We start from the raw sequence: 11,813 nt of genomic DNA on the forward strand, positions 1-11,813 counted from the left end.
CGGGTTAACCGGATTTTATCCTAATGCCGGAGAAACAAAACCCTGTTTTAAGTTTCAGAGCTAAATCTTTACAGGCATTTACACAGGATTGTGCAGTTTGATCATCTTTCGTTATCTGGCAAAAGAGGTGCTGATCACTATGGTCGCGGTTTCCGCCGTACTGTTGTTGATTATCATGAGTGGCCGTTTCATCAGCTATCTGGCCATCGCTGCAGCGGGTGAGTTACCGATGCAGGCTGTGTATTACTACCTGCTGTTTCGGTTGCCAAGTTTTCTTGAGCTGATTTTACCATTAGGACTTTTTCTGGGGATATTGCTGGCCTACGGACGCTTATATCTGGAAAGTGAAATGGTCGTGCTGAAAGCAACCGGTATGAGTCAGCGTCGCCTGACTATGTATACCTTAGGGCCTGCCGTCTTTACTGCATTGATCGTTGCCTCCATGACACTGTTTTTGTCGCCCTATGGGGCATTGAAAACGGAGATTATGCTGCAGACCGAAAAGAATCGGGGCGAGTTTGATCTGATTTCTGAGGGGCGCTTTCAAAGCGGAGCAAAAGGCGAACGGGTAACCTATGTTGAGCAAGTCAACGGTGATGGTTCTGGAATGAAAGGGGTGTTTATCACCGAGCCGAATAGCAAGGGTGATGAGGGGCAACTGGTGATGGTGGTAGCCGAACAGGGCCGCCAGTATACCAACCCGGAAACAGGCGTTCGTTATCTGGTGTTGGATAACGGCTATCGCTATGAAGGTAATCCGGGGCAGGCTAACTATCGGGAAGTCTCGTTCCAGGAGTATGGTATCCGTTTGCCTGAACCCAAGAGAGCGGTTGAAATAAGTCAGCTTGATACTTTACCAACCAGTGGCTTGATGGCCGGCGGTAAAGCGGAGCAGGCACAGTTACACTGGCGGCTGTCACTGCCGCTGATGACGCTGATTATGGCATTAATAGCGGTACCTCTGAGTAAAACCAATCCACGTCAGGGGCGTTATGCCAAGTTAATTCCGGCCATTCTTTTGTATATGTCATATCTGGTGTTGCTCACCCACGCCCGGGAATATATGGAAGATGATGAGGGCGAGGCTACCTATATCTGGTTGATCCATTTGGTTTATTTTGTACTGGCGATGAGTCTGTTGTTTATGAAGCGATTCTGGCGTCGACAGCGCCCCCGGGTGGCGGTGACTGCTGATGCGTAAGTTACAGTTTTATGTAGGCAAACAGGTCTTTCTTGCCATCCTGTTGATCATTTTGATCGTCGTGGGGCTGGATACTTTATTCATCATTATTGATGAAGCGGATAACCTGACCGATAAATATACTGCGCCGGTAATGTTGGCTTATGCCTTATTGAATACCCCTTCAGCTTTTTATGAGTATCTGCCGCTGTCCTGTCTGGTTGGCTGTATGGTGGGGCTGGGAGCGATGGCTTCTGGCAGTGAGCTGACCGTGATGCGGGCTGCGGGTATTTCATTATCCCGGTTGGTGATGATGATTCTGAAACCGGTGATATTACTGGCATTGCTGGCAATTCCCGTCGGTGAATATGTGGCGCCTTATTGTGGAATTCTGGCAGAAAGTATTCGCGCCGAGCATGATCGCCATAGTGCTATTTCTGCACGTGTCGGGGTGTGGCATAAAGAGGATGACGAATATATTCATATCAAGGTTGTCAGACCTGATGGCGATATTCAGGGGATAACCCGGTTTAAGCTGGCTGAAGATAAATCCTTAGAGTTCAGTAGTTATGCTGAATCCGGCTTTTATGATGATAGCGGCTGGTTATTGAAAAATGTGTCGGAAACACGTTTTAGCGATAATCGTACTGAAGTGACGGAGTATCCTCTGCAGCCCTGGAGTGTGGCCTTAACACCACAGCGATTGAAAGTGTTGCTGATTAAGCCTAAAGATATGTCGATCTCTGAACTCTACAACTATAGCCAGTACCTGGCAGATCAGGAGTTAGAAAATGATCGCTTTATGCAGAATTTCTGGCGCAAGATGCTTCAGCCGTTGGGCATTATCGGTCTGGTGCTGATCGGGGTTTCCTTTATGTTCGGTTCGATGCGTAGTGTCTCTACCGGTCAGCGGATCGTGACTGGTGTAGTCGTAGGGATGGTGTTTAAGATTGTTCAGGATATCCTGGGGCCGCTCAGTTCGCTTTATAGCATAGACCCGGTCTGGTCAGCACTCGGACCTGCCGTTGTGTGCGTTATGCTTGGCGGGGTGTTACTTAAAAGGGCCGGATAAGGCTGACTTGGTGGGAGTCGCCAGAACGTCGCCGAAAAAGTTTAGTTAGCTGCCGACAAGAAAAAACAGACCCGCAGTGCGGGTATAAAAAAACCGCCAATTGGCGGTTTTTTTTTGATCTGTGTTTTCTGGCAAGTATGGTTTGCGATGTGTCTGGCTACTTGCTGTATTCTTGTGCGCTAATTCAGTTACTTTTTTGGCTTGGGCAAAAGAACGATCTGGGTTTCAGAAAAAGCATCGTGCCAGGTATTTTTTTCGGGAGAGAACAGCATCCAGAAGAAGCCCAGACCGAAACAACCGAATGAGAGGATCGCGGTCATAAAGCGGATCAGTGCCTGGCGGGGGCTGATATGGCAACCCTCGGCTGTCTGAATTCTTAAACGCCATACCTGCATGCCCAGCGTTTGCCCCAGGCGAACCCAGAAATAGGCAAAGAATGCGAATGTTATCAGGAACAACGCTGTCTGAAACAGGGCGCCACTTACCGCTTCACCATCGTTCAGGGCGACAGCAGCGAAGCCGGTACACATCCAGATGGCTACCACCAGAAAACCATCATAGATCATTGCGGTAAAGCGACGTAACAGGGTTGCCTGTTGAATTTCGCCATCAAGTTCTGGAAAAGGTCTGCTCATCTGTGTTTCGTCTTAATTGATCAATAAAAATAATTGTTAGCACTGGCCTGCGGCTGATTTTTCATTTGGTAGCCGGAACAGAGGGCGGATACGAGTGCCCAGAACAGTTCCGGCAAACGCAGCGATAAGCCACAACCAGCCATGTAAACTGCCGGAGACTATACCACCAAAATAGGCGCCAATGTTACAGCCGAACGAGATGGTTGCTCCATAACCCAGCATAACGCCGCCCAGTGCAGCTGCCAGCCAGTGTAAAAGGGGCATTTTCCATTGCCAGCTAAACTTACCTGCCAGGGCTGCGGCAAGAAAAGCCCCTAGTATAATGCCAATATTCATGACTGAGACGGCATCATTTAATAGCGGTTCGCTCAGCGCTGTTTCCCGGCCCGGTTGTAACCAGTATGCCCAAAAATCCAGATCGAATTCTAATCCCAGACTGAAACTTTGTTCTAACCAAAGATAAGCTTTAGCGCCCCACAGTGGATAAGCAACCGCGACAGACCAGGGTCTGCCTGTTTCTGCCAGGACAATGAAATTCAGGCCGGCCAGCGCAATGCCACCCCATATATAGGGCCATGGCCCCTGTAATAAACGGGACAATGAAAAAGGCTGAACCAGGTCTTTTTCAACACTGCCATGGCGGCGTTTTTCTAACCACAGCGATAGCCCGGCAATAGCGGCGAAGCATGCCAGATTAATGACTATCGCCAGGCTGCTGCCCAGTGTCTCGATCATAGCGACAGGGGCCAGTTGGGGCAGGGTCGTCCACCATTCATAATCGGCTGTTGCCCAAAGCCCGCCAGCCATAAAGCCGATCATGCTGGGTATTGCTCTTAGTTGACCGCCACCGACATGATAAAGGTTACCTGAGGCGCAGCCATTGCCCAGTTGCATGCCGATACCGAAGATAAAAGCACCGAACACGACTGACCATCCCAGTGGGCGGGTGTAGCCGGCGATATCATTGCCCATCAGTGTGCCGGAGGCTAAGGCCGGGAAAAACAGGCAGACAGCAACAGACAGCATAATCATCTGTGCCCGGATACCCCTGCCTCTGCGGTTGGTGATCAGGCTGCGCCAGGCGGTTGTAAAGCCGAAGGATGCATGGAACAGGCTGAGCCCTAATAAAGCGCCGATGATGAGCAGCAGGGCCTGATGTGAACCGCTCTCCTGAATCAGGTACAGGGCTCCGGTCAGCAGTAAAAGCAACGCCAGTGATATGTTGCGAAGTCGGTTAAAGCGGGCTGTGAGGGGGAGCGTTTCGGTATGATTCATCGTGGAGAAAGGTATGCAGCTGGTTAAAAGTTGGCCACTATAACACTGTTGATTTGGAATGGCTGTTATCTAAAAGCATAAAAAAACCGGACCAGGGCCCGGTTTTCTCAGTCAGGCCGTTCATTGTATAAACGACCTCTGTATTTAGCAGACTTATTTAAACGGAACGACGTACAGCTCTTTATACTCAGCGGCAAGGCTCTTTGCCTGTTCCAGTTCGCTGTCAGATAGCTTCATGACGATACGGGACTGAATAGCGCTAGCGGTAGGGTTACCCAGCTCCAGTGCATTCTGTAACCAGGCGTAGGCAGTGATATTGGTGTGCTGACCGGCATCGGATCCGTGTTCGTTTGAGTACAGTGCACCCAGGAAGAACATTGCATCCATATGGCCCTGTTCAGCGGCCTTACGGTACCATTTTTCTGCCTGATTGAAGTCCTGAGTCACGCCGGTGCCAAAGTTGTAAGCACGGCCAATGTTGTGCTGTGCTACAACCAGTCCCTGATCGGCGGCTTTACGGTACCAGCTGATTGCCTGAGCAGCATCACGGCTGACGCCGTAGCCAAACTCATACATTTCTGCAAGACGGTTTTGAGCAATCGCTTCACCGGACTGTGCTGCGGGTTCAACGGTTTTAAGCTCTACTTTGTATTCCTGATCTTTCAGTGCACGACGGCTGTTAATACAACCCAGGTGGCCCTGATCTGCGCAACGGGTATACAAGGTCAGCGCTTTATTCTGATCGACATCTACGCCCCAGCCAAACTCATACATCTGACCGACCATATTCATGGCATCAAGGTCGTTTTCACCGATCAGCGGTTCCAGCTCAGACATAGCGCTCTTGTAGTCCTGGGCTTCAAAGGCAGTCATACCTTTCGCCAGACTGGCAGCAGAGACAGAGGCTGTGTTCAGAGTTAGTAGCAGGCCAGTGGCGGCCAGTAGTAGTTTCTTACTCATCGAGATGCGCCCGTATGGTTTAAGATTAAAAAATTGCGGCCTATTATAGCGGCTGGCTTCCTGCACATAAAAGAGACAGTTTGGATCTTTTTCAGGTGCACTGTCTGGAATTTCAATGTGAAATTTAATTAGGAAGTTCTAATATTGCGACGCATTCTACTCCTTTCCCCGTGAAAAAACAGGGTGGCATCTTGTCGCATATCAAGAAAATACTGAGGTGGTTTATTTTGAACTCAGCAATTCGATCATGTAACCATCGGGATCGCGCACAAATGCGAGGATGGTAGAACCATGATTCATGGGGCCTGCGTCCCTTACAACCTGGCCGCCTAAAGCTTTAATCTTGTCGCAGGCGCTGTATACATCTTCCACTTCAATCGCAATATGGCCGTATGCGTTACCCATATCATAACTATCTGTTTCCCAGTTGTGAGTGAGCTCCAGAACAGTGTTATCCGATTCAGGGCCGTAGCCGAGGAATGCCAGGGTAAATTTGCCGTCAGGAAAATCTTTGCGGCGTAAAAGCTTCATATCCAGGATTTCTGTGTAGAAAGAGATCGATTTTTGCAGGTCAGTTACCCGCAGCATGGTGTGTAATAGTCGCATGATTAAGGATTCCGGTTTGTGGCCTGATAGCTATTCATCGTAAACTATCACCTTTACTGATCAAATTAATAGTTTCGGTGTGCTACAAGTGATGGCCGAACTATCTGGCTCGAAAGGATGTGCTTATGTTTCAGGATATGTCGAAAGCCCTAAATTCATCGATGGGACCTTTTAAAGAGTTGGTTAATATTCAAACCCGTATGCTGGAAGAGCTGACGCGCCAGCAGATGGCGTGTACTAAAGCCTGTATCGATGCAACCGTTGAACAGACCCGTCAGATGCAGGGCTGTAGCTCTCCTGATGAGCTGGTTCAATTGCAGCAGGATTACGCAAAACAGTTGGAAGATACGCTTAAAGAAGCCAATGACAACAACATGAAAGCCCTGTCTGATGCACGTGAATCGGTAGAGCGGCTGGCTAATGATGCGTTTGATGCGTTTGCACCAAAATCTTAATTTATAGGCCTGTATCCAGGAAGAAGAGAGTGTATGAGTAAGGAAATAGGCCTGTTTTACGGATCCACCACGGGTAATACAGAAGCTTGTGCCGAGATGATTGCCGAGCAGATCAGTCTTGATCGGGTGAGATTGCATGATCTTGCTGCTGATGGTGTGGATCAGTTGGGTGATTATCAGTATTTGGTTGTGGGTATGCCTACCTGGGACTACGGTGAGCTGCAGGAAGACTGGTCAGATGTCTGGTCTGAACTGGATGATATTGATCTTACCGGTAAGCAGTGTGCGCTATTTGGTCTGGGTGATCAGATTGGTTACGGTGAATGGTTTCTCGATGCGATGGGCGCTTTGCACGATAAGCTAGTGAGCCGTGGCGCATCTATGGTGGGTTATTGGCCGATTGAAGGCTATAGCTTTGATGAATCAAAAGCGCTGACGGAAGATCAGGCCAGCTTTGTTGGTCTGGCGCTGGATGAAGATAGTCAGGCAGATAAGTCACCTGAGCGTATTGAAACCTGGGTGCTACAGATTTTATCTGAATTTGATATTTAAGACGCGGTATTTATTTTCATACACCGTTAAGCCACAGATGGACTGCAATACTCATAATGTATCCCAGTCCTATCGCCCAGCTCCACTTCAAATGGTTGAGGAAGGTATAAACCCCCTGGGCTTGTCCCATTAGCGCAATACCTGCTGCAGACCCGATTGAGAGTAAAGATCCCCCGACCCCTGCTGTCAGAGTGACTAGTAGCCACTGGCTATCCGACATCTCAGGTTGCATGGTTAACACGGCGAACATCACCGGAATATTATCCACAAGGGCGGATAGCACCCCGATAAGACTGTTGGCCAGCGTAGGCCCCAGGTTGCTGTATACAAGGTCTGAGAGTAATGCCAGATAGCCGAGGGTAGATAGCCCGCCGACGGACAATACCACGCCATAGAAAAACATCAGGGTGTCCCAGGATGAGCGTTCGACAACCTTGAAAATATCAAAGCGACGAATAACGTCGGTATGATCGCCTTTCATCTTGCTGATATCGGCTATGTTTTCAGAGTGGAGGTTGTGGATATGCCCGGTATCCCGCATATGGGCTTCATGTCGGCTGAGGTAATAACCGTAGAGTTTTAAGATGCCAAGTCCGGTCATCATGCCCAGCACCGGTGGCAGGTGTAGTAAGCTGTGGCTGCTGACTGCGAGCATAATAGTACATAAAAAAAGTACCATAATGGCGATGGCGCCGGGCTTCATTCGACGTTTAGAGGTGCGGCGGTCCACCATAGGTTGAACCCGTTCAATGGCGAAGGACATAATCACCGCAGGCACAAGCCAGTTGACCAGAGAGGGAAGAAAGAGTGCGAAAAAGCCACCAAAACTAACCATCCCTTTCTGCCAGACCATCAGGGTGGTGATATCGCCAAAGGGGCTGAATGCGCCACCGGCGTTGGCGGCAACTACTACATTGATACAACCTACCGCGACAAATTTAATATTATGCTGTCCCACTGCCATCACAACGGCGCCCATGAGCAAAGCCGTCGACAGATTGTCGGCAATAGGTGAAAGTATGAATGCCAGTACCCCGGTGACCCAGTAAATCTGTACTAATGTCATCTGCCTGGTGATCAGCCAGGCACGCAGTGATGCAAAGACTAAACGTTCCTCCATCGCAGTGATAAAAGTCATGGCTGCCAACAGGAAAAAGAACAGCTCGGCATATTCCAGTAAGTTATGACGAAACGCCGTTGCGGCGGTTTCAGTATCTCCGCGTAACATGAATGCCAGCCCCACCAATAGCCATATCAGGCCGGCAGCGACAACAACGGGTTTTGATTTACGCAGATGAAAAAATTCTTCACCCAGCACGAAAAGATAGCTAATCAGGAAAATAGCGACACAGCTAATGCCAATGAAGGTGCCGGTAAAGGAATTGTCTGACAGATCGGCCGCCAGAAGTGGCTCTGGTAGTAATGATAATAGGGTGATGCACAGGATCGTCAGGCGATACATTTTCAGTGAGCTATCCATAGTTCAGGCCGTCAGCCCGTATTCTTGCGGGAAAAGGTGGTTAAAGTCGAGTTTTTTCGTCTATTGCAGATACACAGCGGCGGGCTAATCAGGTAAAATGTGCTGCTTTTTTAATCGCCAGTCTTCACAGATCTATACAGAGAGTTAAGCGTTTACGATGGAAATTAATCCGATCACCAGCAGCTTGAAAGATATTGCTACGCGTACAGAAACACTGCGTAACTATCTTGAATACCCGGAGAAACAGGAACGCCTGGAAGAGGTGACCCGCGAGCTGGAAGATCCGGCGGTATGGAATGAGCCGGAAAGGGCTCAGGCGCTGGGTAAAGAACGTTCTGCTCTGGAAGGCGTGGTGAAAACTATCGATGATCTGGTCGCTGGTGTGGCTGATGCCCGCGATTTGCTGGATATGGCGGTAGAAGAGGATGATGAAGATACCGTTGAAGAAGTGCGGGCCGAAGTAGAAGGGCTGGAAGGCCTGCTTAATCAACTGGAATTCCGTCGCATGTTCTCCGGTGAAGCCGATGGCAATAATGCATTTTTGGATATTCAGTCGGGTTCCGGTGGTACGGAAGCTCAGGACTGGGCCGAAATGATGCTGCGTATGTATCTACGCTGGGGCGAAGATAAAGGTTTTAAAACCGAGCTGCTGGAATGTTCTGCCGGTGATGTTGCTGGTATTAAGTCAGCGACTATCAGCTTTCAGGGTGAGTACGCCTTTGGCTGGTTGCGTACAGAGACCGGTGTTCACCGTCTGGTACGTAAATCACCGTTTGACTCCGGCGGTCGCCGCCATACATCGTTCTCCTCTGTATTTGTATCGCCTGAGATCGATGACAATGTTGAGATTGAAATTAACCCGGCTGATCTGCGGGTCGATGTATACCGTGCTTCCGGTGCGGGTGGTCAGCACGTAAACCGGACTGAGTCCGCGGTACGTATTACCCACGGACCTTCCGGTGTTGTTGTGCAGAGCCAGAGTCAGCGCTCGCAGCACCAGAACAAAGATACCTGTATGAAGCAGCTACGGGCTAAACTGTACGAGCTGGAGATGCTGAAACGCTCCGAAGCCGCGCAGGAACAAGAAGATAATAAGGCCGATATCGGCTGGGGTAGCCAGATCCGTTCTTACGTACTGGATGACCAGCGGATTAAAGACCTGCGTACCAATGTGCAGAGCAGTAACTGCGATAAGGTACTGGACGGCGATTTAGATCTTTTCATTGAGGCAAGCCTTAAGGCCGGCCTTTGATCTACTGCTAAAGCTATTGCGCTTGTGCTGACGGCGTTAAAAAGCAGCTCAACATGCTCACCTACTACAGTAGGCTCCGCTGTTTCGCTACTTTTTGCCTTGCCAGCCCAGCGCTCATGACGCTTTATCCGCGTTTACTTTTGAGTGACTGCGATGATTACTCGCAACGTTCAAACCAAAATGAATAACTGATTGAATCACTGCTTAGGTGATTTAAAAGAATTAAAGCTTTAACCATTAAAGGTTCAACAGAAAATGTCTGATAACACTCAGCAGCAAGATGAAAACCGCCTGATCACCGAGCGTCGTGAAAAGCTTAACGCGCTGCGTGAAGCGGGTAACGCTTTCCCGAATACTTTCCGTCGCGATACCTATGCCCAGGATCTGCAGGATAAGTACGGCGATAAATCGAAGGAAGAGCTGGCTGAAGCAGAGATTAAGGTAAGTATTGCCGGTCGTGTGATGCTGAATCGCGGTGCTTTTGGCGTGATGCAGGATATGAGCGGTCGTATCCAGTTTTATGTCAATAAAGCAGCCCGTCCGTTCGCTAAGAGCCTGGATCTGGGTGATATCATCGGTGTAACCGGTATTCTGCATAAATCAGGTAAAGGCGATCTGTACGTTGACCTGGGTGAATACCAACTGCTGACCAAGAACCTGCGTCCACTGCCAGAGAAGCATAAAGGTCTGCAGGATACTGAAACCCGTTACCGTCAGCGTTACGTTGATCTGATCACTAACGAACAGTCACGTAAGGTGTTTGAAACCCGTTCTAAGATTGTTTCAGGTATTCGTAATTACCTGACTGAGCGTCGCTTCATTGAAGCTGAAACGCCGATGTTGCAAGTGATTCCAGGTGGAGCTAGTGCGCGTCCGTTTATTACCCATCACAATGCGCTGGATCGTGATATGTACCTGCGTATAGCGCCGGAACTGTATCTAAAGCGTTTGGTTGTGGGTGGTTTTGAGCGTGTTTTCGAGATCAACCGTAACTTCCGTAATGAAGGTTTGTCGACTCGTCATAATCCTGAATTCACTATGATCGAATTCTATCAGGCGTATGCCGATTACAATGATCTGATGGATCTGACCGAAGATATGCTGCGCACCGTTGCTCAGGATGTACTGGGTACCACCACTATCGTTAACACTGTGCGTAACGAAGAAGGTGAAGTGCTGGAAACCTTTGAATACGATATGGCTAAGCCGTTTATTCGTCTGAGCGTGTTCGATTCTATTCTGCATTACAATGATGATATTACTGCTGAAGCACTGGCAGATGATCACGCAGCGCGTCAGATCGCTGAGCGTCTGGATATCGATGTGAAAGATAGCTGGGGTCTGGGTAAAGTGCAGATCGAGATCTTCGAGAAGACCGTTGAGCACCGTCTGGATCAGCCGACGTTCATTACTGAGTACCCGACTGAGGTTTCTCCGCTGGCACGTCGTAGTAATGATAACCCGTTTGTTACCGACCGCTTTGAGTTTTTCGTTGCTGGCCGTGAGCTGGCGAACGGTTTTTCCGAGTTGAATGACTCTGAAGATCAGGCGGAACGCTTCCTGGCACAGGTTGCTGAAAAAGATAGCGGCGATGATGAAGCGATGCATTACGATGCTGACTATATCAATGCGCTGGAATACGGTCTGCCACCAACGGCGGGTGAAGGTATCGGTATTGACCGTCTAGTGATGCTGTTTACTGATTCACCGTCTATTCGTGACGTAATCCTGTTCCCGGCAATGCGCCCACGGGGTTAAGCAGATAGTTAAATGATATAAAAAGGCTGTCTTATGACAGCCTTTTTTTTAATGAGTGGAGAGCGCAAGATGAGTTGGCTGATTCCAGAGCAGAAACGACACCTACCGGGTAAACGCTGGCTGAGTATTATTTTGCGTTCGCTGCATTTGGTTGGTATTGCCGGACTGGCCGGTGCTTACCTGTTTGATCAGCCAGAATCAGTCTGGTTTCCTTATCTGTTACTGGGAGTTGGCAGTGGTGTGCTGCTGTTGGCGAAAGAGCTTTGGGTTGATCCGATCTGGTTGTATCAGTTACGGGGTCAGTTGGTGCTGATGAAGCTCTTGTTGTTGGCGGTCGGAGTGTACTGGCTGGATAGTCCGCAAGCCTGGATTTATATTGTGGTTATCTTAGTCTCCGGTGTGATCTCCCATGCGCCGGGTAAGGTACGCTATTACTCGGTTTACTATGGTAAAACCTTTACCCGTGAAGTCTGGCTGGGGCAGCAGAACCCCAAAGTTCGTGATTGTGGTGATAACTAAGTTTAAAGCTATCTGCGTTGTCACTACTGCGTCAAAAACAGTCTTAAACTACTCGTGTATAACAATACA

The 11,813-nt window shown here is 49.1% G+C and carries 12 protein-coding genes; 7 read left to right on the forward strand and 5 right to left on the reverse strand.

The features are described 5' to 3' along the window. Window positions 1–97: 97 nt before the first annotated feature. Window positions 98–1,201: an LPS export ABC transporter permease LptF gene (gene lptF / locus EHS89_RS09595; protein ID WP_124925920.1), complete on the forward strand. Its 1,104-nt coding sequence runs from the start codon at window positions 98–100 to the stop codon at window positions 1,199–1,201. Further along, window positions 1,194–2,252 (forward strand): LPS export ABC transporter permease LptG, encoded by a 1,059-nt coding sequence (gene lptG, locus EHS89_RS09600; RefSeq protein ID WP_124925921.1) that lies wholly within the window; start codon window positions 1,194–1,196, stop codon window positions 2,250–2,252. Before lptF ends, lptG begins: the two co-directional genes overlap by 8 nt. Before the next feature lie 188 nt (window positions 2,253–2,440). Here the strand turns inward: lptG and EHS89_RS09605 are convergent, their stop codons facing one another. The 4 genes from EHS89_RS09605 to gloA form a co-directional block, all read right to left on the reverse strand. After that, entirely contained in the window at window positions 2,441–2,887 is a 447-nt protein-coding gene (locus EHS89_RS09605; protein ID WP_124925922.1) for an RDD family protein, read from the reverse strand. A gap of 36 nt (window positions 2,888–2,923) precedes the next feature. Then, window positions 2,924–4,162, reverse strand: a complete 1,239-nt coding sequence (locus tag EHS89_RS09610) for a YeeE/YedE family protein (protein WP_124925923.1) — start codon at window positions 4,160–4,162, stop codon at window positions 2,924–2,926. Between the two features lie 153 nt (window positions 4,163–4,315). Then, window positions 4,316–5,122, reverse strand: coding sequence for a tetratricopeptide repeat protein (locus tag EHS89_RS09615; protein ID WP_124925924.1), 807 nt, complete (start codon window positions 5,120–5,122; stop codon window positions 4,316–4,318). A 222-nt stretch (window positions 5,123–5,344) separates the two neighbouring features. Then, a complete protein-coding gene (gene gloA / locus EHS89_RS09620; RefSeq protein WP_124925925.1) occupies window positions 5,345–5,728 on the reverse strand; it encodes a lactoylglutathione lyase in 384 nt (127 codons plus the stop codon). Between the two features lie 125 nt (window positions 5,729–5,853). Between gloA and EHS89_RS09625 the strand changes: the two genes are divergently transcribed. After that, entirely contained in the window at window positions 5,854–6,183 is a 330-nt protein-coding gene (locus EHS89_RS09625; RefSeq protein WP_124925926.1) for a phasin family protein, read from the forward strand. 33 nt (window positions 6,184–6,216) lie between these two features. Next, a complete protein-coding gene (gene fldB, locus EHS89_RS09630; RefSeq protein ID WP_124925927.1) occupies window positions 6,217–6,735 on the forward strand; it encodes a flavodoxin FldB in 519 nt (172 codons plus the stop codon). A gap of 16 nt (window positions 6,736–6,751) precedes the next feature. Here fldB and nhaD read toward each other — a convergent pair whose 3' ends face one another. Next, a complete protein-coding gene (nhaD, locus tag EHS89_RS09635; RefSeq protein ID WP_229753748.1) occupies window positions 6,752–8,215 on the reverse strand; it encodes a sodium:proton antiporter NhaD in 1,464 nt (487 codons plus the stop codon). Window positions 8,216–8,372: 157 nt separating this feature from the next. On the opposite strand from nhaD, the gene prfB reads away from it, so the two are divergent. The 3 genes from prfB (at window position 8,373) to EHS89_RS09650 (ending at window position 11,744) form a co-directional block, all read left to right on the forward strand. Further along, a complete protein-coding gene (gene prfB, locus EHS89_RS09640; RefSeq protein ID WP_124925928.1) occupies window positions 8,373–9,467 on the forward strand; it encodes a peptide chain release factor 2 in 1,095 nt (364 codons plus the stop codon). A 255-nt stretch (window positions 9,468–9,722) separates the two neighbouring features. Then, the gene (gene lysS / locus EHS89_RS09645; RefSeq protein ID WP_124925929.1) at window positions 9,723–11,225 is read left to right on the forward strand and encodes a lysine--tRNA ligase; all 1,503 of its coding nucleotides are present in this window, start codon (window positions 9,723–9,725) and stop codon (window positions 11,223–11,225) included. 69 nt (window positions 11,226–11,294) lie between these two features. Then, window positions 11,295–11,744, forward strand: a complete 450-nt coding sequence (locus EHS89_RS09650; protein WP_124925930.1) for a hypothetical protein — start codon at window positions 11,295–11,297, stop codon at window positions 11,742–11,744. Window positions 11,745–11,813: the final 69 nt, after the last annotated feature.

The sequence above is a fragment of the Amphritea balenae genome, assembly GCF_003858655.1.
Taxonomy (GTDB): domain Bacteria; phylum Pseudomonadota; class Gammaproteobacteria; order Pseudomonadales; family Balneatricaceae; genus Amphritea; species Amphritea balenae.

Bases quoted from the DNA above. Each gene is read 5' to 3' on its own strand.
- lysS (WP_124925929.1), top strand. From the start codon at position 9,723: ATGTCTGATAACACTCAGCAGCAAGATGAAAACCGCCTGATCACCGAG.
- EHS89_RS09610 (WP_124925923.1), bottom strand. From the start codon at position 4,162: ATGAATCATACCGAAACGCTCCCCCTCACAGCCCGCTTTAACCGACTT.
- gloA (WP_124925925.1), bottom strand. From the start codon at position 5,728: ATGCGACTATTACACACCATGCTGCGGGTAACTGACCTGCAAAAATCG.
- EHS89_RS09625 (WP_124925926.1), top strand. From the start codon at position 5,854: ATGTTTCAGGATATGTCGAAAGCCCTAAATTCATCGATGGGACCTTTT.
- EHS89_RS09615 (WP_124925924.1), bottom strand. From the start codon at position 5,122: ATGAGTAAGAAACTACTACTGGCCGCCACTGGCCTGCTACTAACTCTG.
- nhaD (WP_229753748.1), bottom strand. From the start codon at position 8,215: ATGGATAGCTCACTGAAAATGTATCGCCTGACGATCCTGTGCATCACC.
- EHS89_RS09650 (WP_124925930.1), top strand. From the start codon at position 11,295: ATGAGTTGGCTGATTCCAGAGCAGAAACGACACCTACCGGGTAAACGC.
- lptG (WP_124925921.1), top strand. From the start codon at position 1,194: ATGCGTAAGTTACAGTTTTATGTAGGCAAACAGGTCTTTCTTGCCATC.
- EHS89_RS09605 (WP_124925922.1), bottom strand. From the start codon at position 2,887: ATGAGCAGACCTTTTCCAGAACTTGATGGCGAAATTCAACAGGCAACC.
- fldB (WP_124925927.1), top strand. From the start codon at position 6,217: ATGAGTAAGGAAATAGGCCTGTTTTACGGATCCACCACGGGTAATACA.
- prfB (WP_124925928.1), top strand. From the start codon at position 8,373: ATGGAAATTAATCCGATCACCAGCAGCTTGAAAGATATTGCTACGCGT.